The sequence below is a fragment of the Lelliottia sp. RWM.1 genome, assembly GCF_016859735.1.
In the GTDB taxonomy this organism is placed as follows: domain Bacteria; phylum Pseudomonadota; class Gammaproteobacteria; order Enterobacterales; family Enterobacteriaceae; genus Enterobacter.
The window spans coordinates 61919-88543 of the sequence record NZ_WLVC01000016.1; the positions used below are offsets into that span (position 1 = coordinate 61919).

Below are 26625 nucleotides of genomic sequence, written 5' to 3' on the forward strand. Positions count from 1 at the left end.
TTAGCGCGCTTCGTTTCAGTTTTTAATTAAAAAAATCAAACACACCCTCTGTAAATTACAGGGCATGGTGAGCGGCTTCGCTATGCCCAAAATCTGGGGACAGATTACGATGGATATTCCAGTTACTGCAGCAAAACCTGGGCGTCGCCGTTACCTGACGCTGATTATGATCTTTATTACTGTGGTTATTTGTTACGTTGACCGCGCCAACCTTGCCGTGGCGTCGGCTCATATTCAGGAAGAGTTTGGTATTACCAAAGCGCAAATGGGTTATGTCTTCTCGGCGTTTGCCTGGCTTTATACGCTTTGCCAAATCCCAGGCGGCTGGTTCCTGGACCGTGTCGGGTCACGATTAACCTATTTTATCGCTATTTTCGGCTGGTCAGTGGCGACCCTGTTCCAGGGCTTTGCCACCGGCTTGATGTCGCTGATTGGCCTGCGCGCCATTACCGGTATTTTTGAAGCACCGGCGTTCCCGACCAATAACCGTATGGTGACGAGCTGGTTCCCGGAGCACGAGCGCGCCTCGGCGGTGGGCTTTTATACCTCAGGGCAGTTTGTTGGGCTGGCATTTCTGACTCCGCTGCTGATCTGGATCCAGGAGATGCTGAGCTGGCACTGGGTGTTCATTGTCACCGGCGGTATCGGCATTATCTGGTCGCTGATCTGGTTCAAGGTATACCAGCCGCCACGTCTGACCAAAAATATCACCAAAGCCGAGCTGGACTACATTCGTGATGGCGGCGGTCTGGTGGATGGCGATGCACCGGTGAAAAAAGAGGCGCGCCAGCCGCTGACTCTGGCTGACTGGAAGCTGGTGTTCCACCGTAAACTGGTGGGGGTCTATCTTGGTCAGTTTGCCATTGCATCGACATTGTGGTTCTTCCTGACGTGGTTCCCGAACTATCTGACGCAGGAAAAAGGCATCACGGCGCTGAAAGCTGGCTTTATGACGACCGTCCCCTTCCTGGCGGCATTTGTGGGGGTTCTGTTGTCTGGCTGGGTGGCTGACAGGCTGGTACGTAAAGGCTACTCAATCGGTTTCTCCCGTAAGCTGCCCATCATATGCGGTCTGCTGATTTCAACCTGCATCATGGGGGCAAACTATACCAGCGATCCGATCTGGATTATGACCCTGATGGCGATTGCCTTCTTCGGGAATGGGTTTGCTTCCATCACCTGGTCTCTGGTGTCATCACTTGCTCCGATGCGTTTAATCGGTTTGACGGGCGGCGTGTTTAACTTCATCGGTGGGCTGGGCGGGATTACGGTTCCCCTGGTGGTGGGCTACCTTGCGCAAGGCTACGGCTTTGCTCCTGCTCTGGTTTATATCTCTGTCGTGGCTCTGCTTGGTGCGCTCTCCTATATCCTGCTGGTGGGCGATGTTAAACGAGTAGGCTAATTTCCGTTGATGTTTTACCCTGATGCGATAATCGCGCATCAGGGTTCCTTTATGAAACAAATCACCTTTGCTTCCCGCAATCATCAACTCACCAATACCCGTACCTGGACGGCAGACAGTCGCTGGCTCGTATACGATGTGCGCCCGTCAGGGGCGTCATTTACTGGTGAGACGATCGAGCGGATTAATGTGCTGACGGGTGATATTGAGGTGCTTTACCGCGCGACAAACGGCGCACATGTTGGTGTGGTGACGGTTCATCCCGTGGATGACCGATATGTCTTTATCCATGGACCCCAAAATCCAGATCCACACTGGCAGTATGATTTTCACCACCGTCAGGGCGTCATTGTGCACCACGGTCAGGTGAGTAACCTTGATGCAATGGATATCACCGCGCCTTATACCGCAGGCGCACTGCGTGGCGGCAGCCATGTGCATGTCTTCAGTCCTGATGGGCAATGCGTTAGCTTTACCTATAACGACCACGTGTTGCATGAACGCGATCCTGCATGTGATTTGCGCAATGTGGGTGTAGCAGCGCCGTATGGCCCGGTGAATCCTCTGGGGAATCACCCGCGTGAGTATGCCGGTACATTCTGGAGCGTGCTGGTGAGCACCACGACGTCGGACCCGCAACCGGGGAGCGATGAAATTAATCGCGCTTATGAAGAAGGATGGGTGAATAACGACAGACTGGCGTTTATCGGCGACACGCTCGGCATGAACGGTGAGAAAATCCCGGAGCTGTTTATTGTTGACCTGCCAACGGATGAGTTGGGGTGGAAACGTGCAGGCGATCTGCCGTTGCAAGGTACACCAGCGTTGATGCCAGCCCCGCCTTTGGGTGTTATACAGCGCCGTTTAACCTTCACCCATCCTCGCGCGTTTCCGGGGCTGGTAAACGTGCCACGCCATTGGGTGCGGAGTAATCCACAGGGAACGCAGATTGCCTTTTTGATGCGCGACGATAACGGGATTGTCCAGCTTTGGCTGATCTCCCCTGAAGGGGGCGAACCACGCCAGTTAACCCACCATGACAGCGATATCCAGTCGGCATTCAACTGGCATCCATCCGGGAATATGCTTGGATTTGTTCTCGAAAACAGAATTGCCTGTTGCAGTGCTGTCTCCGGAGAGGTCAGATTTTTGACGTCCGATCACGGCAAACCACCATCGGGAGATGCCGTGGTGTTTTCACCAGACGGCAAGCTGGTGGCATGGATGGAGGAGACGGCGGGTTTCCGTCAGCTTTGGGTCACGGAAACCGCATAAAACTAGCGTGGTGGCATTTCAGCGGGCGGAATGACGGAGTTGGTAGCCAGATTTTCCTGCTCGCTTTTCTCGACACGCGATCTCACCGAATTGTCCGTACGGAAAAGATCCCACGGTAGCAAGAGGGTGTCCATGACAGCCGTAAACGGCATATCCAGCACCGCCAGGGATTTGGTTCCCCAGTTAGTGTCATCATCCGAGAGCATTGTCGCTGTTGCGCGTGTGCCCGGGTATGTTCCTTCTTTACCGCCAGTGTGAGACATCACGCTCGAACACCCGCAAAGTAAAACTACACCGCTGAACGTCGTCAGCTTGATCAGAACATTTTTCATCATCACTTTGTCATCGTTAATGGCACTGCATCGACCTACAACTCAGGGTTATAGCTATCCCGATAAGAAATGAATAGTCCAAAAACCCCGCACTGTGGCGGCCATCGCAATTTAACCCTTTGTGCTGTTGTCCCAGTCTATGCGAGATGCAAGAAAGTGCAAAAAAAAGTGTACTTGTTGCGCTTGAAAATACCTATACCAGACCCACTTTAAGACTGTAGCCCGATAACGAATACGCCTGATGGGTATTCGGGGGTGCAATAGCCTGTCCATGGTGGAAGGCTAAAATTCTCGCTGATTTCAGGAGCTTTTATTTATGCGTAACTTTGATCTTTCTCCGCTTTATCGCTCAGCCATCGGTTTTGATCGTCTGTTTAACCTATTAGAAAATAACCAAAATCAGGGTAATGGCTACCCTCCATACAATGTTGAACTGGTCGACGAAAACCACTACCGCATCGCGATTGCCGTTGCTGGTTTTGCCGAGAGCGAGCTTGAAATCACCGCGCAGGAGAACGTACTGGTGGTGAAGGGCGCTCACACATCCGAGCAAAAAGAACGTACCTATCTGTATCAGGGCATCGCAGAACGTAACTTTGAACGTAAGTTCCAGTTAGCCGAGAACATTCATGTTCATGGTGCGAACCTGGTCAACGGCCTGCTGTTTATCGATCTGGAACGTGTGATTCCGGAAGAGAAAAAACCGCGCCGTATCGAAATTAATTAATTTATCGGGTCGCGAAAGCGGCCCACCCAGAGATGCTTGCCGAAATGGGAGCATATGCGAATCCATAAGGATTTGCAGGAACAACTGCGCACAAAATTAACCTGTGCCAACTCGCTTCTTAGAAGGAGAAACACCATGCGTAACTACGATTTATCCCCTCTGCTGCGTCAGTGGATTGGTTTTGACAAACTGGCTAATGCCCTGCAAAGCACCACTGAGCAACAGACGTTTCCGCCGTACAACATCGAAAAAAGCGATGATAACCACTATCGCATCACCCTTGCGCTGGCAGGGTTCCGCCAGGAAGACCTGGATATCCAGCTTGAAGGGACGCGCCTTACCGTGAAAGGTACGCCGGAAAAACAAGACACCGAGACCAAATGGCTGCACCAGGGGCTGGTTATTCAGCCATTCAGCCTGAGCTTCACGCTGGCAGACCATATGGAAGTTTCCGGTGCGACCTTTGCCAACGGCTTGTTGCATATCGATCTGACGCGTAACGTGCCAGATGCGATCGCTCCGCAACGCATCGCGATTAGCGAGCGTCCTGCGTTGAACAGCTGACCGGGTAGCCACCACGGCCCTCTGAAGTAAAAGAAAAAGCCCCGCTTTAGCGGGGCTTTTTTGTGCGCCATCACCCATACAACGCTTTCTGGCTCTGAGAGAATCCCTGTCATAACTAAGGTTATGCACAGGAAGTGGATCATGAGTGATATCGCGTTAACGGTTAGCGTGTTAGCCCTGGTGGCGGTGATCGGGCTATGGATTGGTAACGTCAAAATCCGTGGAGTCGGGTTTGGGATTGGCGGGGTGCTATTCGGGGGGATCTTTGTCGGTCATTTTGCTGACCAGCTTGGGCTGGTGCTCAGCGCTGAGATGTTGCACTTCATCCAGGAATTCGGTCTGATCCTCTTTGTTTACACCATCGGCATCCAGGTGGGACCGGGATTTTTTGCCTCACTTCGCGTCTCCGGGCTGCGGTTAAACCTCTTTGCTCTCGGCATTGTGGTGATGGGCGGACTGGTGACAGCCATCCTGCATAAACTATTCAGCATTCCACTGCCTGTGGTACTGGGGATTTTCTCCGGTGCAGTCACCAACACACCCGCGCTGGGGGCAGGGCAGCAAATCTTGCGTGACCTGGGGATCTCACCTGACATCGTTGACCAAATGGGGATGAGCTACGCCATGGCTTATCCATTTGGTATTTGCGGCATTCTGCTCTCAATGTGGCTGGTACGCGTGCTGTTTCGCATCAACGTTGAGAAGGAAGCGCAGGATCATGAGTCCACGTTAACCAACGGGCATGCCCTTATCAAAACCATCAATATTCGGGTCGATAACCCTAACCTGAACAATATGGCGATACAGGATGTGCCGATCCTGAACAGCGTTAACATCATTTGTTCGCGGCTTAAGCGTGACGAAATGCTGATGGTTCCTTCGCCGGGGACGGTGATTCAGCTGGGCGATCTCTTGCATCTTGTTGGGCAGCCCGGCGATCTGCACAACGCGCGTCTGGTAATTGGCCAGGAGGTTGAAACCTCGCTTTCTACACGTGGAACAGACATGCGCGTGGAAAGGGTGGTGGTGACAAATGAGCAGGTTTTAGGGAAAAAAATACGTGATCTGCAGGTAAAAGAGCGTTATGACGTGGTGATCTCCAGGCTTAACCGCGCAGGTATCGAGCTGGTTGCCAGCCCGGAAGCCAGCCTGCAGTTCGGGGATATCCTCAATCTGGTGGGGCGGCCAGCATCAATAGATGCGGTGGCGGATATGGTGGGGAATGCGCAGCAAAAACTGCAGCAGGTACAGATGTTACCGGTGTTTATCGGGATCGGGTTGGGTGTACTGTTGGGCTCCATTCCGCTGTATGTGCCCGGATTCCCGGTAGCACTTAAACTGGGGCTGGCGGGTGGCCCACTGATTATGGCGCTGATCCTGGGGCGTATCGGTTGCATCGGTAAGCTGTACTGGTTTATGCCGCCAAGTGCAAACCTGGCGCTGCGGGAGCTGGGGATTGTGCTGTTCCTGGCCGTTGTCGGCTTAAAATCGGGCGGCGATTTTGTCGATACCTTGCTCCAGGGTGAAGGGATGAGCTGGGTAGGGTACGGGATTTTTATTACCGCCATTCCTTTGCTCACGGTGGGCATTCTGGCGCGTATCTTCACCAAAATGAACTATCTCACGCTCTGCGGCATGCTGGCGGGGTCGATGACCGATCCTCCGGCACTGGCGTTTGCTAATAACCTGCATGCCACCAGCGGCGCGGCAGCGCTCTCGTATGCCACGGTTTATCCGCTGGTTATGTTCTTACGCATTATCACGCCGCAGCTACTGGCGGTGATCTTCTGGGGGCTGGGTTAGTAAGGCCTCCGGGTGAATGCGCCGTAAGTGGTAGTCCACCTGGTAATCGCTGGTGTTGCGGAACATCACGGAATAATTAAGGAATTCGCCGCTGTCGCTGTAGGAAAGGGATGTAATACGCAGCAGCGGCGTTTGTTCCGGGACGTTCAGATAATGCGCCAGCTGTTTGTCTGCCAGAACAGGCGTCAGGCTTTCGTAGTTGCCGCTGATGGTTATCCCACACTCTTTCTCAATATAATCAAACTTCGACCCTTCAAGATGTACCAGTGAGAGGTTGCGAAACAGCTTCACAGGCATAAAGCTGTCTTCCAGCATCAGTGGTTTTCCCTCCACATAACGTACCCGGCGCGAAAAGTAGATCCGCTCATCTATCTGAATACGCAGCTGGCTGGCGATGGCGGGCGGAGCAGGCATCACTTCAAACTGTAAGACCTGGCTCTGCACCTCTTTGCCTTGTTGACGGAGCACTTCCACCAGCCCGGTCAGATTGGTGGTTTCATGGTGAACGTCTTTGCGTGAAACAAACGTCCCGCTGCCGTGACGACGTTCGACAAGACCCCAACCCACCAGCAAATCGAGCGCTTTACGGACCGTCATCCTCGCCACACCAAATTCTTTCGCCAGTGCTTTCTCTCCCGGCAGTGGGCTACCGACAGTGTAATCAGAAGAATTGAGCCGCAACCGCAATCTGTCAGCAATGGATTTGTAGATCACCTGTAGACCTCTCTGTGAATATCAGGGCGTGAATACGGTCTTTAGATGTCCATATTTACTGCAAAAAGTAGACCTGATTGCACAAATTAAAACCATGAAAGCGATCACGAATCGTAGCGGCACGTCATGTGCGTTATTCGGGAAATTCTTATGCTCATTTCAGGCCAGTAAAAAACCATAAAGGCCTCTAACCCCTACAGGTTGTTACATGAGGATTTGAAAATGCTCAGTCAAATACAACGTTTTGGCGGCGCCATGTTTACCCCAGTGCTGTTATTCCCCTTCGCCGGGATCGTGGTGGGGATCGCTATCATGCTGCGCAACCCGCTTTTTGTGGGTGAAGCTTTAACCGCGCCAGATAATTTATTCGCGCAAATTGTTCATATTATTGAAGAAGGCGGCTGGGCGGTCTTTCGCAACATGCCGCTGATTTTTGCCGTCGGTTTACCTATCGGCCTTGCAAAACAGGCGCAGGGCCGGGCTTGTCTTGCGGTGCTGATCAGTTTTCTGACCTGGAACTACTTTATAAACGCGATGGGGATGACCTGGGGTCACTTCTTCGGCGTCGACTTTTCAGCTGAACCGACAGCGGGAAGCGGGCTGGCAATGATTGCCGGTATCAAAACACTGGATACCAGCATTATTGGGGCGATTGTGATTTCGGGTATCGTCACCGCCATCCACAACCGCTATTTCGAAAAACCCCTGCCCGTTTTCCTGGGGATATTCCAGGGAACCTCTTTTGTCGTCATTCTCGCGTTTTTCGTCATGATCCCCTGCGCCTGGCTAACGCTGTTGGGCTGGCCGAAAGTGCAGATGGGTATTGAATCCTTGCAGGCATTCTTACGTTCTGCCGGGGCACTGGGAGTATGGGTTTATACCTTCCTGGAACGCATTCTGATCCCAACAGGGCTGCATCACTTCGTCTACGGTCCGTTTATCTTCGGCCCGGCAGCCGTGGAGGGCGGTATTCAGGTTTACTGGGCGCAGCACTTACAGGAATTCAGCCAGAGTACGTTGCCGCTGAAAACCCTTTTCCCGGAAGGCGGATTCGCGCTGCACGGTAACTCGAAAGTGTTTGGTTCTGTCGGCATTGCGCTGGCGCTCTGGTACACCGCATCACCGGAAAACCGCGTCAAAGTTGCGGGTCTGCTGATCCCGGCCACGCTCACCGCCATGCTGGTGGGGATCACCGAGCCGCTGGAGTTCACCTTCCTGTTCATCTCGCCACTGCTGTTTGCTGTGCACGCCGTACTGGCCGCCACGATGGCGACGGTGATGTATGTCTTTGGTGTCGTGGGCAACATGGGCGGCGGTCTGCTGGACCAGTTCCTGCCGCAAAACTGGATCCCGATGTTCCATAACCATGCCTCGATGATGTTCACCCAAATCGGCATTGGTGTCTGTTTCACCGGCATCTACTTCGTGGTTTTCAAAACGCTGATCGAACGCCTAAACCTCAAAACCCCAGGCCGCGAAGAGAGTGAAATCAAGCTCTACAGCAAAGCCGATTATCAGGCTGCCCGTGGGCAAACTACTGCGCCAGCGGCGGCGAGCCAGAAGGTGAGTCAGGCTGCCGGTTTCTTAGCGGCGCTCGGCGGAGCCGCCAATATCGAAAGTATCAACAACTGCGCCACCCGCTTACGTATCGCCCTGGTCGATATGGCACAAACTCAAAGCGACGACGTCTTTAAAGCCCTGGGCGCACACGGTGTAGTGCGGCGCGGCAACGGCATTCAGGTGATTGTCGGTCTGCACGTTCCTCAGGTGCGGGACCAGCTTGAATCGCTAATGAAAACTCCTTTAACGAATGAACAAACCACCCTGACAGAGGCTATATCATGAAAAAATTCTCAGTTGTCATTGCAGGCGGCGGCAGTACCTTTACGCCAGGTATCGTCCTGATGTTGTTAGCTAACCGCGACCGCTTCCCACTGCGCACGCTGAAGTTCTATGACAACGATGGCGCACGTCAGGAAACCATCGCAGAAGCGTGCAAAATTATCCTCAAGGAGCAGGCGCCGGATATTGAGTTTAGCTACACCACCGATCCGAAAGCGGCCTTTAGCGATGTGGATTTCGTGATGGCGCATATTCGTGTCGGCAAATATCCGATGCGTGAAAAAGACGAGAAAATCCCACTTCGTCATGGCGTACTGGGCCAGGAAACCTGTGGTCCTGGCGGGATCTCCTACGGGATGCGCTCGATTGGTGGCGTGCTGGAGCTGGTGGATTATATGGAACAGTACTCCCCGAATGCGTGGATGCTGAACTACTCCAACCCGGCGGCGATTGTGGCGGAAGCGACCCGTCGCCTGCGTCCAAACGCCAAAATCCTCAACATCTGCGATATGCCCATCGGCATTGAAGGGCGCATGGCGCAGATTGTTGGCCTCAAAGATCGTAAAGAGATGCGTGTGCGTTACTACGGCCTGAATCACTTCGGCTGGTGGACATCGATTGAAGATCTGAACGGTAACGATTTGATGCCGAAACTGCGTGAGTATGTGGCTAAAAATGGCTATGTTCCGCCTTCTGACGATGCGCATACCGAAGCAAGCTGGAACGATACGTTTGCCAAAGCAAAGGACGTCCAGGCGCTTGATCCAGATACCATGCCAAACACTTACCTGAAATATTACTTCTTCCCGGACTATGTGGTGGCGCATTCCAACCCGGAACGCACCCGTGCCAACGAAGTGATGGATCACCGTGAGAAACATGTGTTCAGCTCTTGTCGGGCGATTATCGAGGCCGGTAAATCTTCAGCAGGTGAGCTGGAAATCGACGAACATGCGTCGTACATCGTCGATCTGGCAACAGCAATTGCCTTTAACACCCAGGAACGTATGTTGCTGATTGTGCCGAATAATGGCGCAATTCATAACTTTGATGCGGATGCGATGGTCGAAATTCCGTGTCTGGTGGGCCATAACGGGCCGGAGCCGTTAACCGTGGGCGACATTCCGCACTTCCAGAAAGGGTTGATGAGCCAGCAGGTTGCTGTTGAAAAACTGGTCGTGGATGCGTGGGAACAGCGTTCATATCAGAAACTCTGGCAGGCCATTACGCTTTCCAAAACCGTACCAAGCGCGTCGGTTGCCAAAGCGATTCTTGATGACCTGATCGAAGCCAACAAAGCGTACTGGCCAGAACTGCATTAACCCTCCTGACCGGCATCCTTTGATGCCGGTCTCCTTGTCTTTGTCGATTTACGCTATGCTGAAGCCTGCCGCAGCACGACAAGGAATCTTGATGAAAATCTCCCGCCTCGGCGAAGCACCGGACTACCGCTTCTCGCTGGCCAATGAACGTACATTTTTAGCGTGGATCCGCACTGCACTGGGCTTTCTGGCCGCTGGTGTTGGGCTTGATCAACTGGCCCCGGATTTCGCCACCCCATTAATTCGTGAAGTGCTGGCGCTATTGTTGTGCCTGTTCGCGGGAGGACTGGCGATTTACGGCTATCTGCGTTGGTTGCGCAATGAAAAGGCGATGCGCCTGAAACAGGATCTCCCCTATACGCGCGGTTTGTTCATGATTAGTGCGATATTGCTGACCGTGGCCGGGGTTGTCATGGTGCTGGTGTTCTATGGCGGATAGCCGTAAAGCACGTCGTGAAGCCGATCCCAGTTTACAACCGGAGCGTACCTCGCTTGCCTGGCTGCGGACGCTACTGGGTTACGGCGCACTGATCGCGCTGGCGATAAAACATAACTGGCATCGGACGGGCGTCCCGTTCTGGATTTCACTTGTTGTGCTGGCGCTGGTGGCGGTTATTTTGTGGCGATATACCCGTAGCCGGAATCTTATGGATGTTGCGCGGGATGAGGTTGTACAGCCAAAAGCGGTGCGAGATAAGTTCCTGATTGCGCTGGCTGTCTTGTCACTGTCACTGCTCTTCTCCGTCACGCATATACAGCAGATCCTGAGCCTGTAAAAAAATCGATCCCTCTCCCACAGGAGAGGGATAAGGCAAAACCGCTTAACGTCCCTTCGCCAGGTACTTCACCATCTCATCTTCCGGAACCATGCCGCCACCGGTCGCCCAAACCAGATGCGTTGCATTCTCCAGCGGATATTGCTTGCTCAGCGATACGCGAACCGGCCCGGCCATTCCCGCCAGCGCGGAGGGTTCAAGGCGGATCCCCTCTTCCTGCGCCAGCCAGACGAGCATGTCATACATGCTCTGATCGCTTAAGGTGTAGAAGCCATCGAGCAAGCGCTCCATCGCCCGGCCCACAAAACCGGATGCGCGGCCAACAGCCAGTCCATCGGCTGCCGTGACGTTATCAATCCCTAAATCCTGCACCGCAATCTCATCGTGCAGGCCGGTGTAGACGCCCAACAGCATACAAGGGGAATGGGTCGGCTCGGCAAAGAAACAGTGAACGTTGTCGCCGAAGGCCAGCTTCAGACCAAACGCCACGCCGCCAGGACCACCGCCGACGCCACAAGGCAGATAGACAAACAGCGGATGGTCCGCATCCACAACGCGACTCTGCTGCGCAAACTGTGCTTTCAGGCGCTCGCCTGCCACGGCATAGCCTAAAAACAGGGTGCGGGAGTTTTCATCATCGATAAAGAAGCAGTTTGGGTCACTTTCCGCAGCTTTACGCCCTTGTTCAACGGCCACGCCGTAATCCTGCTCGTATTCCACGACTGTCACACCGTGGCTGCGCAGCCTGGCTTTTTTCCACTCACGCGCATCGGCGGACATATGTACCGTCACCTTAAAGCCAATGCCTGCACTCATAATACCGATGGACATGCCCAGATTGCCGGTTGAGCCTACCGCAATGCTGTGCTGGCGGAAGAAATCTTTGAAGCGCGGTTCCAGCAAAATGCTGTAATCATCCGTCAGGGACAGCATTCCCGCGTTAAGTGCCAGTTTTTCTGCATGAGTGAGAACTTCATAAATCCCGCCACGGGCTTTAATCGACCCGGAAATGGGCAGATGGCTATCTTTTTTCAGCAACAGTTTGCCGGGAATCGCCGCGCTCAATTCCTTCTCCAGCCGCTTTTGCATGGCAGGGATCGCCACCAGCTCAGATTCGATAATACCGTTTGTGGCCGCCGTTTCCGGGAAGGCTTTTGCCAGATAAGGAGCAAAACGCGTCAGGCGCGCATGCGCGTCGTTCACGTCGGCCTGGGTCAGTCCCACGTACGGCAACCCTTCTGCAAGTGTGGTGGTGCGTGGGTTAAACCAGGTGGTTTCTTTCAGGGCGATCAGATCCTCAACCAGAGGAAACTGTGCGGTTAAAGTAGTGATGTTTACGTTTTCCATAGTACGTCTCTTCGTGCTCAGATAATGAAAGAAAGCAGGAATGTGCCAGCAAGTGCAAGCACCGAGGCGATAAACGTCGCCGTCGTGTCGTATTTGAAGGTCTCATTCAGGGGCGCGCCGCAATATTGCTTCACCAGCCAGAAGAGGGAATCGGTGACGATCGTGCAGCCAATTGCACCTGAACCGATGGCAATCGTGATGATCTCCGGGCTGACATTGGGGTACAGCGGCAGCATTGGGGCGACATAAGAGAGTGAGAACGACGATGAATGATGCGAATGAAGACCGAAATCGACAGTTAAATGGCTGGCAGTTATCGAAAATGTACACGTTTGAGGTGGCTGCCCGGCATGAGTCCTTCGCGCTGGCGGCGGAAGAGTTGTCGCTAAGCCCCAGTGCGGTGAGCCATCGCATCAACCTGCTGGAAGGGGAGCTGGGTATTCAATTATTTGTACGTTCTCACCGTAAGGTTGAACTGACACAGGAAGGGAAATGCGTTTACTGGACCCTGAAATCCTCGCTGGATACGCTGAACCAGGAGATCCTTGATATCAAAAATCAGGCGCTTTCCGGCACGCTTACTGTCTATTCTCGTCCGTCGATTGCCCAATGCTGGCTGGTTCCGATGCTGGGGGATTTTACCCGTCGCTATCCGTCGATTTCATTGACCATTCTCACCGGCAATGAATACGTCAACATGCAGCGAACGGGTATCGATTTTGCGCTCTATTTCGACGATACCCCGCCTAACCAACAGTCCCATCATTTTTTGATGGACGAGGCTATCCTGCCGGTATGTTCGCCCGAATATGCCAGGCAGCATGCGTTGTTTCAGAATCCTGACAACCTGCGCCATTGTACGTTGTTGCACGATCGGCAGGCCTGGAGTAACGATTCAGGGACAGATGAGTGGTTGAGCTGGGCGCGACATTTTGCGGCGAACATGCCGCCATCATCGGGAATCGGCTTTGATCGTTCTGATTTGGCTATTATTGCTGCGATGAATCACGTTGGTGTTGCGATGGGGCGCAAACGTCTGGTGCAAAAACGGCTCGACAGAGGAGAACTGATCGCGCCGTTTGGTGAGAAGACCCTGAAATGCCATCAACACTATTACGTTTCGACGCTCTCCGGGCGGCAGTGGCCAAAAATCAATGCCTTTATTGGCTGGCTGAACGAAATGGCGCAATGAAGAATTATTACGCTTTGGCTCTACACGAAATGCGAAAAAGCGTGCTAAATACAGGTTATTGCTTTTGATTTCTCGCAAGGTAAACCGTGTTAAAGCCTTTCATTGTCACTGCGTTATTGATCTCATCCGGTTGGGCGTTTGCCGCTGAACCACCGCTGACGGCTGCGCTTTACGCGCAACAGCTTGGCGTGGGCATCGACGTTGACTGGGCACGCACCGAGCGCGGTATCCGTGAATTCGACCCGCTGGTGGTACGCGATTTTCGCGCCAAAGGTTTTACCCATGTGCGTATTCGGGTGGCTGATGAACCCACGGAAGCCCGGTTGATTCACCTGCGTAAGCTGGTCGAAGCCTGCGAGCAATACGGAATGATCCCCATCATCTCCTACCAGGCTGATGAATATAAAAACGACCCAAAAGCGGACAACGAAAAAGAGGTGATCAACTGGTGGATTGCCGTGGCGCACTATTTCGGTCAAAGCTCACCTTTACTGGGGTTTGACCTGATCTACGAGCCTGCGGATAAACTCAATCACAACCAGGCTTCGCTGAACCGTGTTTACGAGAAGACGATAAAAGTCATTCACAGCATTGATGCGCAGCGCATGATTTTTATTGCACCGCGTTTGCGTGCGGCGCCGGAAGATTTATCCAGCCTGAAGCTGCCGGTGCACAGTCAAAACTTTGTGCTGGCAGAGTGGCATATTTTCCCGTGGGGTCCGCTGAAAAATAACGGCAAATATCCGTGGACGTCCGGTACGGCCGCTGAGAAAACGGCGATCCGCAACCGTATTAATGTGGCGCTGCATTGGCAGCAAAAAACCGGGCATGTCAGTTGGGTTGGCGGCTGGGGGGTAGGGGAATCAAACCGGTTCACACCAACGGCTTCGCAGATGGCGTTCGCCAGTTTTATGGCCTGCGAATTGCAAAAGGCGAAAATCCCCTATGCGATTAACGCTGATTTTCAGTTTTATGATGGTGAAGAAGGGGCCTGGCGACCTGCGCCAGAACCGCTACTGCAGGCGATGATGACCCCGGTATGCGAAAAACCCGGCGAGAAGCCGGGCCATCACGCCATTAAACCGGCTGCTCATGGCGAGGAGCACGCGACGCCAGCGGCAGCCAGCACAGTAAAATCAGTAGCCCCATCAGCGTCATCAGTAAACCCAGGCTAGCCTGTCCGGTTTGTGGCAGCATCGCTGAAAGCCAGGCCAGTGCGCCAGAGCCGATATTCTGTAAACCGCCCACCAACGCCCCTGCCGTGCCTGCGAGGAACGGGAAGGGCTCCATCGCGCCGCTGGTCGCAAGCGGGAATAGCATGCCTGCACCAAAGAAAAACAACGCTGCCGGGATCAGCAATGTCCAGACGGTCATCACGCCAAACAGGCCTGGGATCCACATCATTAATCCTGCCAACAGACAGCTAATAACCGACTGCCACATTAGCGTGGAGAACCGCTTGTTGGGGCGTCCGGCAAACCATGCACCGAAAAATGCCGCCGGAATAGGCAGAATGAACAGGATACTCACGACCATGCTGCTCAGACCCAGCCCTGCCCCTAACAGCACGCCAGAGCAGGCTTCAAATACCGCAATTCCCGCGAGGCCGCCCACCAGCATCAGTACGTAGCAGTTGAATGCGCCATTGCCGAAAAGCACTTTATAGCTGGTTAACAGCCTGGTGCGTGGCGCTCCGGTTGGCCGGGTTTCCGGCATCCAGCGAGCCATGCTGAACGTGACGATCATGCAAAGCACCAGCAGGAAGGCATAGCAGGCGCGCCAGGACCACATCGTATCGAGCAGGCCGCCAATCAGCGGAGCCAGCAGTGGACTGACCAAAATGCCCATATTGAGCAGACTGTTGGCATGGCGAAGCTGAGTGCCCTGATAGAGATCGCGCGGCAGCGTTCGCGCCATCACGCCACCGACGCCGGTTCCTACCCCCTGGAGGGCGCTGGCGGCAATCAATACCGTCAGGCTATGAGTGGTAATGGCAATCACCGTGGCGACCATAAAAATGGACATCCCCACCAGGATCACCGGGCGACGCCCCACGCGGTCGGACAGTGGGCCGTAAAAAAGCTGAGAGACACCGTAGGTCAGCAGATATGCGGCCATGACACTCTGTACCGCACCTTCACGGACATTAAGTTCCTTTGCCATGTCTGCAATTGCCGGAATGTAGATGGTTTGTGCCATCTGACCGACGGCTACCAGTAACACCAGCATCAACAATAAGTTAACGTTCCTTTGTTTTTTCATGTCGCTGAATACTTTTGCCAAAAGAGAAAATTAAAGAATAAGTCACTACGCATTACCATAAATGCGCGAGGAATCTACCACAGTGTGATGGCAAATTAAGCATTGCGGTGGTGAATGGAAGGAAATGAAAAGGCAGGATTTGTAAACAATATCGGCAACTAATGTTGCCAGCTTCTGCTACGCCATGCGCAGCAGAATGGCCCCGCCTGCAATACCCAGCGCCGCAACAATGCGTAGCCCGGCAACCCGCTCTTTTAGCAACAGGAAAGCGATAAGTGCGCCAAAGAGGATTGAGGTTTCGCGCAACGCCGCGACCACTGCCAGCGGGGCCTGGGTCATTGCCCATAGCGCCAGCCCGTAGGAGCCCATTGTTCCAATTCCACCGAGCAGCCCCTTTTTCCAGTGCAGGCGCAGATATGCTGAGGCTTCACGACGACGCGCCGCCATTGCCCAGCACAGCAGACAAAAACCGTTCATAAAGAATGTCCACAGCGTATAGCCCAGCGCCGTTTCCGAGAGCCGCACGCCAGTGCCATCCACCAGGGTATATCCGGCGATGAAACAGGCATTCAGCAGCGCCAGCCAAATCCCTTTACGCGACTGCATGCGGCCGTTCATCGCCATAGCGAGGATCGACAGGCAGATCACGCCAATTCCAGACCAGGCGAGCCAGGAAAGGGGATCTCCCAGCACCAAAACGCTTATCAGCGCCACCAGTAGCGGAGCTGTGCCGCGCATCAGTGGATAGGTCTGGCTCATATCCGAGACCTGATAAGTCTTTGCCACCAGCACCGTATACACCACCTGTAACGCACAGGAGACAACCAGAAATGGCCAACTGGCTGCTGCGGGTTGTGGCGAGAATGGCAGTAAAATCATCGCGATCAATGTTGCGGAACCACTGACGCTAATGGCGGAGTAGAGCTTGTCTGTTCCGGCTTTGACGATGGCATTCCAGCTGGCATGTAACAGCGCGGCGAACAGCAAAACGCAAAAAACGGAGAGGGTCATAACGTATCGGGTGATGGATTGTCATACAACAGTAACATTCACACTCTGAAGCTGCCAGCGAGTCAAACAGCGCAAAAAAGACGGTGCGTTACCCGTGGTTCGTCAGTCACCTGGGTAAACCCTGCCTGATGATAAAATCCCCAGGCTGCCTGTGGCGCATGGGTGTTGAGAAAATCAAACCAGATGCTCGCATCCGCCATGACAACGGAGAGCAACTGTTTCCCCACGCCCTTGCCACGGCATTTCTCGCTGATATAGAGATGACGGATACGCCCGGCGCGCGGTTGTTGGCTGAAAGGGTCGCGGTTCAGACCGCACACGCCGACCAGTTTGCCGTTGAGAAATGCCCCCAGCAGCTTTTCGCCAGGTGCATTAAAACGGTTTTCACCGCGAAACCAGTTATCTTCTAACCTGCGCAACATATTAAAATTCAACGCAATACTTTCAGCCTTTAAGGCGATATAGCCGGGTTCATCGGGTGTGATGGGCTCAATTAACAAACGCGACATAGCATTCCCTCGTTATTAAAGAGGGGCGGTTTCCCGCCCCTCTCAGGTGCGACTTGAACCTGAATCACCGCAGGTATTTCAGGACGGCATCAAGCAGTTGCAGTACCGCAACAATGAGTTTGAGGATCAGAATGACCGTATCCACTACGCTCATACGCGTCTCCTTTTGGGTAAAAGGAGCACGATGCTGGCGTACCTTTCCGCCGCCTGTTGCCAGCACCTGGATTGACGTAACACAGTGTGCTCACTTCGGGGGTTAAGGCACTGACGGCACCACCCGTTTCAGCCAGGACTTTTATTGCGCCGGTAAAACAGCGGCCCCCTCGCGCACTGCGAACACCATCAGTATAGATAAATACTGTATGCATGAACAGTATTTTGTGGACAAATGTCGGCAGAGGGTACATACTCAGAAACGTCAAAATCCGTGCCTAAAATTGCGCGCTCGTCGCCGATCGCGTATACTTCTTGCGTTGACGTAACACAGTGTGTTCTGCGGTTACCAGCCGCAAACCCTGAAAAAAACCTCGCTTCGGCGGGGTTTTTTGTTTTCAGCATTCAACAAAATAAACGTGATCGCTGGCGCATTTTTGTGCGTATGAAAATATTTCCATTGTCACGCCAGAAAACCTGTGTTTGTATAAATTCCATCAATGATTCTAAACACAGGTCCCCAATGACAGCTTCCATGATCGCCTCGACCCTACTAAAAACTGCGCAACCAGCCGCAGTGGTCGTTGTGCGTGTGGTGGTGGTCGTCGGCAATGCGCCGTAGGGACTGGATCAACACACGAATCCAAAACCCCGCCGGCGCAAACCGGCGGGGTTTTTCGTTTAAGCCCCCCGGATACGCGAAGTACGATGCGTAACGCTGGCCCAGAAGAAAAGGACTGGAGCATGGCAAGTTCGGGCACAACATCCACCAAGACGCGTTTTACTGGCGCGCAGTTAATCGTTCATCTGCTGGAGCGACAGGGTATCTCCATTGTCTCCGGTATTCCTGGCGGCACGGTGCTGCCACTGTACGATGCATTAAGCCAAAGTACGCAAATCCGTCACGTTCTGGCGCGCCACGAGCAGGGAGCCGGTTTTATCGCCCAGGGCATGGCGCGTACGCAGGGCAAACCGGCGGTCTGTATGGCCTGTAGCGGGCCGGGGGCAACCAACCTGGTGACGGCCATCGCGGACGCGCGTCTCGACTCCATTCCACTGATTTGCATCACCGGCCAGGTCCCTTCATCGATGATCGGTACTGACGCCTTCCAGGAAGTAGACACCTACGGCATCTCTATCCCCATCACCAAACATAACTATTTAGTTCGCGATATTGCTGAACTGCCTCAGGTTATCAGCGATGCATTCCGCATTGCGCAGTCCGGCCGTCCTGGCCCGGTGTGGATAGACATTCCTAAGGATGTCCAGACCGCAGAGATTGAAATCGATGTGCTGCCCGAGCCGGGCGACCGCGCACCGACGCCGGAATTTAGCACGCAAAGCGTGAGTGATGCTGCGGCGATGATTAACGCCGCCAAACGTCCGGTGCTCTATCTGGGAGGCGGCGCAATTAACGCCGCTGATGAGGTACGCCAGTTTGCGGAAAAAGCTAACCTGCCGACTACCATGACGCTGATGGCGCTGGGTATGCTGCCAAAGGCGCATCCGCTCTCATTGGGAATGTTGGGAATGCATGGCGCGCGCAGTACCAATTATATTCTGCAAGAGTCTGATTTATTGATTGTTCTTGGCGCTCGTTTTGATGACCGGGCGATTGGTAAAACGGAGCAGTTCTGCCCAAATGCCAAAATCATTCATGTGGATATCGACCGTGCTGAGCTGGGGAAAATCAAGCAGCCACATGTTGCCATTCAGGGCGATGTTGCCGACGTGCTGGCGCAGTTGATCCCGCAAACTGAGGCGACAGACCATGCAGAATGGCAGACTCTGGTGGCTGATTTGAAACAGGAATTCCCGAGCACGATCCCAACGGAGGGCGACCCGCTGAGCCATTACGGGCTGATCAACGCCGTGGCTGCCTGCGTGGACGACAGCGCCATTATCACCACTGACGTTGGCCAGCATCAGATGTGGACCGCACAAGCGTACCCCCTGAACCGTCCGCGTCAGTGGCTGACCTCCGGTGGTCTGGGGACGATGGGCTTCGGCCTGCCTGCGGCGGTGGGGGCTGCACTCGCGAACCCCGACCGTAAGGTGATTTGCTTCTCCGGCGACGGCAGTCTGATGATGAATATTCAGGAAATGGCGACCGCGGCCGAAAACCAGTTAGACGTGAAAATCATCCTGATGAACAACGAAGCGCTGGGGCTGGTACACCAGCAGCAGAGCCTGTTCTATAAACAGGGCGTGTTTGCTGCGACGTATCCGGGCATGATCAACTTTATGCAGATTGCCGCCGGTTTTGGCCTTCACACTTGCGATCTGAATGCCGAAGAGGACGCGCATGCGGCATTGCAGGAGGCGATCTCTCGCCCAGGCCCGGCGCTGATCCACGTGCGTATCGATCCTGAACAAAAGGTGTATCCGATGGTTCCGCCGGGTGCGGCTAATACAGAAATGGTGGGGGAATAAGCCATGCAGAAACAACATGATAACGTCATTCTGGAACTCACCGTCCGCAACCATCCCGGGGTTATGACTCACGTTTGTGGGCTATTTGCCCGCCGCGCGTTTAACGTGGAGGGCATTCTCTGTCTGCCAATTCAGGGCAGTGAACACAGCCGTATCTGGCTTCTGGTTAATGACGACCAGCGTCTGGAGCAGATGATGGCGCAGATCGACAAGCTGGAAGATGTCACGAAAGTGGTGCGCAACCAGTCCGATCCCACCATGTTTAACAAAATTGCCGTGTTCTTTGAATAAATCGCTCATTGCTTGAACACTCGCGCGCTTATCGTTAAGGTAAGCGCGTTTTTTTACCCCGCCAGGAATGCGCCATGACCACCATCGCCCTTATTGACGATCACCTTATCGTCCGCTCCGGATTTGCCCAGCTTCTGAGCCTGGAACCTGATTTTCAGGTCGTGGCGGAGTTTGGTTCAGGCCGTGAGGCGCTGGCGGGTCTGCCTGGACGAGGTGTACAGGTCTGCATCTGTGATATTTCCATGCCGGATCTCTCCGGGCTGGAACTGCTGGGTCAACTGCCGAAAGGCATTGCGACCATTATGCTCTCCGTTCACGACAGCCCGGCGCTGGTGGAGCAGGCGCTCAACGCCGGTGCGCGCGGATTTCTCTCTAAACGCTGTAGCCCTGATGAGCTGATTGCCGCTGTACGAACGGTATCGACAGGCGGCTGTTATCTGACGCCAGACATCGCCATCAAACTGGCTGCAGGACGGCAGGACCCCCTGACCAAACGGGAACGTCAGGTGGCGGAAAAACTGGCTCAGGGGATGGTGGTAAAAGAGATCGCCGCCGAACTGGGGTTATCGCCGAAAACGGTTCACGTTCACCGCGCCAACCTGCTGGAAAAGCTGGGCGTCAGTAATGACGTCGAGCTGGCGCGCCGTATGTTTGATGGCTGGCAATGAGTCCCTTCTTTTCCCGGCTGATTGGCGTTGTCGCCAGCTTTTTTATCTTCTCTGCCGCATGGTTCTGCCTGTGGAGCATCAGCCTGCATCTGGTTGAGCGTCCGGAACTGGCGGTGCTGTTGTTTCCGTTTGGTTTGCGTTTGGGCCTCATGCTGCAATGCCCGCGCGGATACTGGCCTGTACTGCTGGGGGCCGAGTGGCTGATGCTCATCTGGCTGGCGCAGGAAGTGGCGCTGGCCCATCTCCCCTTATTGATGATCGGTGGTGTGCTCACCACGGTTCCTGTAGCGCTGATCTCCCGTTACCGTCACCAGCGAGACTGGCGGACGCTGCTGCGTCAGGGAGGCGCGTTGATTGCCGCCGCCCTGCTGCAGTCCCTGCCGTGGGTGGGGAAACCCGACGCGCTTAACGCCCTGTTACTGACGCTCACCGGAGGATTAACCCTCGCGCCAACGTGCCTGGTGATCTGGCATTACCTCACCAGTACCGTCTGGCAACCGCTTGGGCCTGCGCTGGTCTCACAGCCTGTGAACTGGCGCGCACGCCATCTGATCTGGTATCTGCTGCTGTTTGTGGTCAGCCTGTGGCTTCAGCTTGGCCTCCCCGCTGAACTTTCGCGCTTCACGCCGTTTTGTCTGGCGTTGCCGATTATTGCGCTGGCCTGGCACTACGGCTGGCAAGGGGCGCTTATCGCCACCCTGATGAATGCCATCGCGTTGATTGCCAGCCAGACCTGGCACGATCATCCCGTTGATTTACTGCTTTCTTTGCTGGCGCAAAGCCTGACCGGGCTGCTGCTCGGGGCGGGTATTCAGCGTCTGCGTGAGCTGAACCAGTCCCTGCAAACAGAGCTGGCCCGGAATCGCCGTCTGGCCGAGCGGCTGCTGGAAACTGAAGAGAGTGTGCGGCGTGAAGTGGCGCGCGAACTGCACGACGATATTGGCCAGACGATTACGGCCATCCGCACACAGGCGGGGATCGTCCAGCGTCTTGCGCCTGACAATGCCGGGGTAAAGCAGGGGGGGGCGCATATCGAGCAGCTTTCGCTTGGCGTGTACGATTCAGTGCGTCGTCTGCTGGGTAGATTGCGGCCGCGTCAGCTTGACGACCTCTCTCTGGAGCAGGCGGTTCGTTCGATGATGCGCGAGATGGAGCTGGAAGACCGGGGCATTGTCAGCCACCTTGACTGGCGTATTGATGAAGCTCCGTTGAGTGAAGGCCAGCGTGTGACGCTGTTCCGCGTCTGCCAGGAGGGGCTGAACAATATCGTCAAACACGCCAGTGCCAGCGCGGTCACATTACAGGGCTGGCAGCAGGGCGAACGTTTGTGGCTGGTGATTGAGGACGATGGCTGCGGTTTGCCACCAGGTTCCGGTCAGCAGGGCTTTGGGCTGGCAGGTATGCGTGAACGCGTGACCGCACTCGGCGGTACGTTAACCATCTCCTGTACTCACGGCACGCGTGTCAGCGTCAGTTTGCCGCTGCGTTACGCATAAGGAACCGTCATGTTTACCTTTCTGAAAACGCCCGTAAATGCCGCGCCGCTTGGCGATAAAACGGAAATCGACGCCCGTTACCGCTACTGGCGACGCCATATTCTGATCACCATTTGGCTCGGCTACGCGCTGTTCTATTTCACCCGCAAAAGCTTCAACGCCGCCGCACCAGAAATCCTCGCCAGCGGTGTGATGGTTCGTACCGACATTGGTCTGCTGGCGACGTTGTTTTACATCACTTACGGCCTGTCGAAGTTCTTCTCCGGCATCGTCAGCGACCGCTCCAACGCGCGTTACTTTATGGGGCTGGGGCTGATTGCGACGGGCGTGGTGAATATCCTGTTTGGCTTTTCCACGTCACTGTGGGCGTTTGCCCTGCTGTGGGCGCTGAACGCCTTTTTCCAGGGCTGGGGCGCGCCGGTATGCGCTCGTCTGCTCACAACCTGGTACTCCCGCAACGAGCGCGGGGGATGGTGGGCTGTCTGGAACACGGCGCATAACGTCGGTGGAGCGCTGATCCCGATGGTGGTGGGCGCGGCGGCACTGCACTACGGCTGGCGTGCGGGGATGATGATTGCTGGGGGGCTGGCGATTATCGCAGGGCTTTTCATCTGCTGGCGATTGCGCGACAGACCACAAACCGTGGGCCTGCCTGCGGTGGGTGACTGGCGACACGACGAAATGGAGATCGCCCAGCAGCAGGAAGGTGCAGGGCTGACACGCAAAGAAATTCTCACTAAATACGTGCTGAAGAATCCCTATATCTGGTTACTCTCCCTGTGCTATGTGCTGGTCTACGTGGTGCGTGCGGCGATCAACGACTGGGGCAATTTGTATATGTCTGAGACGCTGGGTGTCGATCTGGTGACTGCCAACTCAGCCGTCACCATGTTTGAGCTGGGCGGGTTTATCGGTGCACTGGTGGCGGGCTGGGGATCGGATAAATTGTTTAACGGCAATCGAGGCCCGATGAATTTAATCTTCGCCGCCGGGATTTTGCTTTCCGTCGGCTCCCTGTGGCTGATGCCGTTTGCCAGCTATGTGATGCAGGCGGCGTGTTTCTTCACCACCGGTTTCTTCGTGTTTGGCCCACAGATGTTGATTGGTATGGCGGCGGCGGAGTGCTCGCACAAAGAGGCGGCGGGAGCAGCGACGGGGTTCGTTGGGCTGTTTGCTTATCTTGGGGCATCCCTTTCCGGCTGGCCGCTCGCGCGGGTGATCGATATCTGGCACTGGAGCGGGTTCTTCGCGGTGATTGCTATCGCGGCGGGGATTTCAGCATTGCTGCTGCTGCCGTTTTTGAACGCTCAGACGCCGCGCGCTGCCAGCGAAGCGTGATACGCCTCACCTTTTTGCCCCGAGTGGCGAAAAACTAAGAAATTTTCCCGGTTTCACCTGGACGCTGTCTCAGGCGTCTCTCCCGGCTGATTTTTACAATGCCTGCCATTCGCAGGTATAAAAATCAGCTCAGGAGCAAACCATGCTGGCCTTCCTCAACCAGGTGCGCAAACCAACCCTGGATCTGCCGCTCGATGTGCGGCGCAAAATGTGGTTCAAACCGTTCATGCAGTCCTATCTGGTGGTCTTCATCGGCTACCTGACCATGTACCTGATCCGCAAAAACTTTAACATCGCGCAGAACGACATGATCTCAACCTACGGGTTAAGCATGACGCAACTGGGGATGATTGGCCTGGGCTTCTCCATCACTTACGGTGTGGGGAAAACGCTGGTTTCCTACTATGCCGACGGCAAAAACACCAAGCAATTCCTGCCGTTTATGCTGATCCTCTCCGCTATCTGTATGCTCGGTTTCAGCGCCAGCATGGGTGCGGGTTCCGTTAGCCTGTTTATGATGATCGCTTTCTATGCCCTGAGCGGTTTCTTCCAGAGTACCGGCGGGTCATGCAGTTACTCTACCATCACCAAATGGACGCCACGCCGTAAGCGCGGGTCTTACCTCGGCATGTGGAACATCTCCCATAACCTCGGTGGGGCAGGTGCGGCGGGTGTGGCGCTGTTTGGTGCGAACTATCTGTTCGATGGCCATGTGATCGGCATGTTTATCTTCCCGTCGATTATCGCCCTGATTGTCGGCTTTATCGGCCTGCGCTTCGGCAGTGACTCCCCGGAATCTTACGGACTGGGTAAAGCCGAAGAGTTGTTTGATGAAGAGATTAGCGAAGAAGATAAAGAAGCTGAAAATGAGTCGATGACCAAATGGCAGATCTTTGTTGAGTACGTACTGAAAAACAAAGTTATCTGGCTGCTCTGCTTCTCAAACATCTTCTTGTACGTGGTGCGTATCGGTATAGACCAGTGGTCTACCGTGTATGCCTTCCAGGAGTTGAAGCTCTCTAAAGAGGTGGCGATTCAGGGCTTTACCCTGTTTGAAGTGGGGGCGCTGGTCGGCACGCTGCTGTGGGGCTGGCTCTCTGATCTCGCCAATGGTCGTCGTGCGCTGGTGGCCTGTATTGCCCTGGCACTCATTATCGCGACACTGGGCATTTATCAGCATGCCAGCAACCAGTATGTCTACCTGGCGTCCCTGTTTGCGCTCGGTTTCCTGGTGTTTGGCCCGCAGCTGTTGATCGGTGTTGCGGCGGTTGGCTTTGTACCGAAAAAAGCGATCGGTGCAGCCGATGGGATTAAGGGGACATTCGCTTATCTGATTGGTGACAGCTTCGCTAAGCTGGGTCTGGGGATGATCGCCGACGGCACGCCGATTTTCGGCCTCACTGGCTGGGCGGGTACGTTTGCTGCGCTGGATGCGGCAGCCATCGGCTGTATCATCCTGATGGCGATGGTCGCGGTGCTTGAAGAACGTAAGATCCGCCGCGAAAACCGTGCGCAGAAGCAGAGATTGAAAGCAGCCTGAGTGTGTAGGTGCACGTAAGCAAGAAAGTGTGTGAATTTGCGGGGCTAAAATTTCTCATTTAGCCCCTGCAGATTTTGGTTTCAAGCTATATTAACTTCGATAGGATATTCTATTGTTCCTTTTGATGTGATCAATTTTCATACTTGACATTTGTTCCGTGATTTTATTCCTTCAAAATCTATGTTTTCGCTTACTCCGGAAGTTTTTTATTTTTAATAAAATCATTTTTCGTGCTTCATATGCAGAAAATAATGTCATCAAATACTTGGATAAAATAAATACTAAGAGAATTAATGCGATTGATACAATGTAGAAAAATAATTGCTGTTCTTTGATCTTTCTTTCTATATACCGTTGATCTTCTTTGTTGCTGAAAGATTTGCAAATTAAGTTAAATGTTTTTTCATCTATTAATTTAATGATGTTTTTAGTTGGTGTAGTCGAGTTATTTGCGGTACAAGTGGTTGTGTTGATTACCCACGGCTTTTTTTTATCAGTAAAAACATACTCTGTTGCTTGGTTTTTGTTTATCCAAAACCATCCTGTATTTTCTAATTTAATTAAAAAAGCTGGTGTTAGCGCAACGTTAATTGCCGGAAATAATGTAAAAAATGGCACAAAAATGCTTACAAACACCAATGTAAAATATAGGTTATTAACCTTTTTTATTTTAAGGCTTTCAATGTTTAAGAGACCTTTTAGTTTTGATATGAGCCTGAAGTCTAACTCGTAAGTTCGAATCCATAACTCAAATCTATTAATCTGTCTTTTGGATATAGCATTAGTGTTATAATGGAAATTGAATTTTTCAATATCGATTATCTCATCAATAAGATCATTGTTGTTTTTTTTACGGTATCCTATAAGAAATATGAATAACTTATTTGAAATAGAGAATCCAGATTTTGCTTTCCTTTTGATGTAAAATGAAAAGCCTACAACAGAAGAAATAACTATTATTGCAAATACATATTTATTATCAATGAGTTCAGATAGGTATGAAAATAAAGTATTAAATGATGCATCCATTGTTAATTCCTCTTAATAATTGGCTGCGGTGCTCAAAGTAAAGGTTTTTTTGAGGTCGATTTAGTCAATTGCCTGGAGATATTGCTACCCCTTAAATAAAAACTGTAAGCTGAAGTTAATTGTTTTGATTGATTTTTCTTGATTATTCTATGTGTAGAGAGAATGAATTATCAACTCTTCTTAACTGCTATTGTAGGGTTTATCAAATTTTGGAATCCACCTCGAGAAAAATGAAATTACTTGGCCAGTTATTAACTAAATTCCTTTACCGACTCTTTCTCAAGGCATAAATTTCCCTTGTTGCAGCACACCTGCAACCGGGCGTAGGAACCCGAAAAATTGCACAAAATGACGATTTTTTTGTCAGGGCAGCGTACATCTGGATAGAATCATGGTGGCGCTGGCGGAGCAGTCGAAAGACTGGCCGGTTTCTTTGTGCATCGGTACTTCCTACCTTCGTCAGCGTCACCCCCCTCGGGCGTAGGAACCCAGGTGGTGATAATTACTTAATATTGCGCAAAGTGATCCTACCCGCGTAATATGGACACAACCCTAAGCGAGGTTCTGGTTTTCAAATTGTTCCGGACTAAGACCGCCAC

General features: G+C 53.3%; 26 protein-coding genes, 1 pseudogene and 1 other annotated feature. Of the genes and pseudogenes, 18 read left to right on the top strand and 9 right to left on the bottom strand.

The annotated features are described in order from the left end of the window. Nucleotides 1-64 precede the first annotated feature (64 nt). Both GF617_RS13560 and GF617_RS13565 read left to right on the top strand, forming a co-directional pair. Entirely contained in the window at nt 65-1402 is a 1338-nt protein-coding gene (locus GF617_RS13560; protein ID WP_181621619.1) for an MFS transporter, read from the top strand. A 51-nt stretch (nt 1403-1453) separates the two neighbouring features. Continuing rightward, a complete protein-coding gene (locus tag GF617_RS13565) occupies nt 1454-2677 on the top strand; it encodes a DUF3748 domain-containing protein (protein WP_181621620.1) in 1224 nt (407 codons plus the stop codon). A gap of 2 nt (nt 2678-2679) precedes the next feature. On the opposite strand, the gene GF617_RS13570 is transcribed toward GF617_RS13565, so the two are convergent. Beyond that, the gene (locus tag GF617_RS13570) at nt 2680-3012 is read right to left on the bottom strand and encodes a YceK/YidQ family lipoprotein (RefSeq protein ID WP_181621621.1); all 333 of its coding nucleotides are present in this window, start codon (nt 3010-3012) and stop codon (nt 2680-2682) included. A gap of 247 nt (nt 3013-3259) precedes the next feature. Beyond that, nucleotides 3260-3332, top strand: a sequence feature (ROSE (Repression Of Heat Shock gene Expression) occurs in the 5'-region of heat shock genes and acts as an RNA thermometer to modulate expression.). Here GF617_RS13570 and ibpA point away from each other — a divergent pair. The 3 genes from ibpA (at nt 3326) to GF617_RS13585 (ending at nt 6103) form a co-directional block, all read left to right on the top strand. Further along, nucleotides 3326-3736 (top strand): small heat shock chaperone IbpA, encoded by a 411-nt coding sequence (ibpA, locus tag GF617_RS13575; RefSeq protein WP_181621622.1) that lies wholly within the window; start codon nt 3326-3328, stop codon nt 3734-3736. (Overlaps the previous feature by 7 nt.) Nucleotides 3737-3871: 135 nt before the next feature. Continuing rightward, the gene (gene ibpB / locus GF617_RS13580) at nt 3872-4300 is read left to right on the top strand and encodes a small heat shock chaperone IbpB (protein WP_181621623.1); all 429 of its coding nucleotides are present in this window, start codon (nt 3872-3874) and stop codon (nt 4298-4300) included. Nucleotides 4301-4441: 141 nt separating this feature from the next. Further along, nucleotides 4442-6103: a putative transporter gene (locus tag GF617_RS13585; RefSeq protein WP_203451832.1), complete on the top strand. Its 1662-nt coding sequence runs from the start codon at nt 4442-4444 to the stop codon at nt 6101-6103. Here the strand turns inward: GF617_RS13585 and GF617_RS13590 are convergent. After that, complete coding sequence (locus GF617_RS13590; protein WP_181621625.1) at nt 6071-6817, bottom strand: GntR family transcriptional regulator; 747 nt, start codon at nt 6815-6817, stop codon at nt 6071-6073. The genes GF617_RS13585 and GF617_RS13590 overlap by 33 nt on opposite strands. A 222-nt stretch (nt 6818-7039) precedes the next feature. Here GF617_RS13590 and GF617_RS13595 point away from each other — a divergent pair, with 222 nt between their 5' ends. The 4 genes from GF617_RS13595 to GF617_RS13610 all read left to right on the top strand — a co-directional run bounded on the left by GF617_RS13595 (nt 7040) and on the right by GF617_RS13610 (nt 10757). After that, entirely contained in the window at nt 7040-8662 is a 1623-nt protein-coding gene (locus tag GF617_RS13595) for an alpha-glucoside-specific PTS transporter subunit IIBC (protein ID WP_181621626.1), read from the top strand. Beyond that, nucleotides 8659-9981 carry a 6-phospho-alpha-glucosidase gene (locus GF617_RS13600; protein WP_203451833.1) on the top strand — a complete coding sequence of 441 codons (1323 nt, stop codon included), beginning with the start codon at nt 8659-8661 and terminating at the stop codon, nt 9979-9981. The genes GF617_RS13595 and GF617_RS13600 overlap by 4 nt, the downstream gene beginning before the upstream one ends. 91 nt (nt 9982-10072) lie before the next feature. After that, nucleotides 10073-10420, top strand: coding sequence for a YidH family protein (locus tag GF617_RS13605; protein ID WP_181621628.1), 348 nt, complete (start codon nt 10073-10075; stop codon nt 10418-10420). Next, complete coding sequence (locus GF617_RS13610; RefSeq protein ID WP_203451834.1) at nt 10410-10757, top strand: DUF202 domain-containing protein; 348 nt, start codon at nt 10410-10412, stop codon at nt 10755-10757. Before GF617_RS13605 ends, GF617_RS13610 begins: the two co-directional genes overlap by 11 nt. Nucleotides 10758-10802: 45 nt before the next feature. On the opposite strand, the gene dsdA is transcribed toward GF617_RS13610, so the two are convergent. Together dsdA and GF617_RS13620 are read right to left on the bottom strand one after the other, a co-directional pair. Then, entirely contained in the window at nt 10803-12104 is a 1302-nt protein-coding gene (dsdA, locus tag GF617_RS13615) for a D-serine ammonia-lyase (RefSeq protein ID WP_181621630.1), read from the bottom strand. A 17-nt stretch (nt 12105-12121) separates the two neighbouring features. Then, nucleotides 12122-12349, bottom strand: a pseudogene (locus tag GF617_RS13620) (DsdX permease); the annotation flags it as partial. A 20-nt stretch (nt 12350-12369) separates the two neighbouring features. Here GF617_RS13620 and dsdC point away from each other — a divergent pair. Both dsdC and GF617_RS13630 read left to right on the top strand, forming a co-directional pair. Continuing rightward, nucleotides 12370-13296 carry a DNA-binding transcriptional regulator DsdC gene (gene dsdC / locus GF617_RS13625; RefSeq protein WP_203451835.1) on the top strand — a complete coding sequence of 309 codons (927 nt, stop codon included), beginning with the start codon at nt 12370-12372 and terminating at the stop codon, nt 13294-13296. A gap of 86 nt (nt 13297-13382) precedes the next feature. Continuing rightward, complete coding sequence (locus GF617_RS13630; RefSeq protein ID WP_181621632.1) at nt 13383-14471, top strand: glycoside hydrolase family 5 protein; 1089 nt, start codon at nt 13383-13385, stop codon at nt 14469-14471. Here GF617_RS13630 and emrD read toward each other — a convergent pair. The 4 genes from emrD to tisB form a co-directional block, all read right to left on the bottom strand. Further along, a complete protein-coding gene (gene emrD, locus GF617_RS13635; RefSeq protein WP_181621633.1) occupies nt 14374-15558 on the bottom strand; it encodes a multidrug efflux MFS transporter EmrD in 1185 nt (394 codons plus the stop codon). The two genes, GF617_RS13630 and emrD, sit on opposite strands and share 98 nt — an antisense overlap. 177 nt (nt 15559-15735) lie before the next feature. Then, a complete protein-coding gene (locus tag GF617_RS13640) occupies nt 15736-16569 on the bottom strand; it encodes an EamA family transporter (RefSeq protein ID WP_203451836.1) in 834 nt (277 codons plus the stop codon). 62 nt (nt 16570-16631) lie between these two features. Further along, nucleotides 16632-17078: a GNAT family N-acetyltransferase gene (locus GF617_RS13645; RefSeq protein WP_203451837.1), complete on the bottom strand. Its 447-nt coding sequence runs from the start codon at nt 17076-17078 to the stop codon at nt 16632-16634. Nucleotides 17079-17142: 64 nt separating this feature from the next. Then, a complete protein-coding gene (gene tisB, locus GF617_RS13650) occupies nt 17143-17232 on the bottom strand; it encodes a type I toxin-antitoxin system toxin TisB (RefSeq protein WP_181621636.1) in 90 nt (29 codons plus the stop codon). 522 nt (nt 17233-17754) lie between these two features. Here tisB and ivbL point away from each other — a divergent pair. The 7 genes from ivbL to uhpT all read left to right on the top strand — a co-directional run bounded on the left by ivbL (nt 17755) and on the right by uhpT (nt 24997). After that, nucleotides 17755-17853 carry an ilvB operon leader peptide IvbL gene (ivbL, locus tag GF617_RS13655; protein WP_181621637.1) on the top strand — a complete coding sequence of 33 codons (99 nt, stop codon included), beginning with the start codon at nt 17755-17757 and terminating at the stop codon, nt 17851-17853. A 122-nt stretch (nt 17854-17975) separates the two neighbouring features. Beyond that, nucleotides 17976-19664, top strand: coding sequence for an acetolactate synthase large subunit (ilvB, locus tag GF617_RS13660; RefSeq protein WP_203451838.1), 1689 nt, complete (start codon nt 17976-17978; stop codon nt 19662-19664). 3 nt (nt 19665-19667) lie between these two features. Continuing rightward, complete coding sequence (gene ilvN / locus GF617_RS13665) at nt 19668-19955, top strand: acetolactate synthase small subunit (RefSeq protein ID WP_181621639.1); 288 nt, start codon at nt 19668-19670, stop codon at nt 19953-19955. A 74-nt stretch (nt 19956-20029) separates the two neighbouring features. After that, nucleotides 20030-20623, top strand: coding sequence for a transcriptional regulator UhpA (gene uhpA / locus GF617_RS13670; protein WP_203451839.1), 594 nt, complete (start codon nt 20030-20032; stop codon nt 20621-20623). Next, nucleotides 20620-22119, top strand: a complete 1500-nt coding sequence (gene uhpB, locus GF617_RS13675; protein ID WP_181621641.1) for a signal transduction histidine-protein kinase/phosphatase UhpB — start codon at nt 20620-20622, stop codon at nt 22117-22119. Before uhpA ends, uhpB begins: the two co-directional genes overlap by 4 nt. A gap of 9 nt (nt 22120-22128) precedes the next feature. Next, entirely contained in the window at nt 22129-23457 is a 1329-nt protein-coding gene (locus GF617_RS13680) for an MFS transporter (protein ID WP_181621642.1), read from the top strand. A 142-nt stretch (nt 23458-23599) separates the two neighbouring features. Then, nucleotides 23600-24997 (top strand): hexose-6-phosphate:phosphate antiporter, encoded by a 1398-nt coding sequence (gene uhpT, locus GF617_RS13685; protein ID WP_181621643.1) that lies wholly within the window; start codon nt 23600-23602, stop codon nt 24995-24997. A 171-nt stretch (nt 24998-25168) separates the two neighbouring features. On the opposite strand, the gene GF617_RS13690 is transcribed toward uhpT, so the two are convergent. Beyond that, on the bottom strand, nt 25169-26026 hold the full coding sequence (locus GF617_RS13690; RefSeq protein WP_203451840.1) for a DUF6216 family protein: 858 nt from the start codon (nt 26024-26026) through the stop codon (nt 25169-25171). Between the last annotated feature and the right edge of the window lie 599 nt (nt 26027-26625).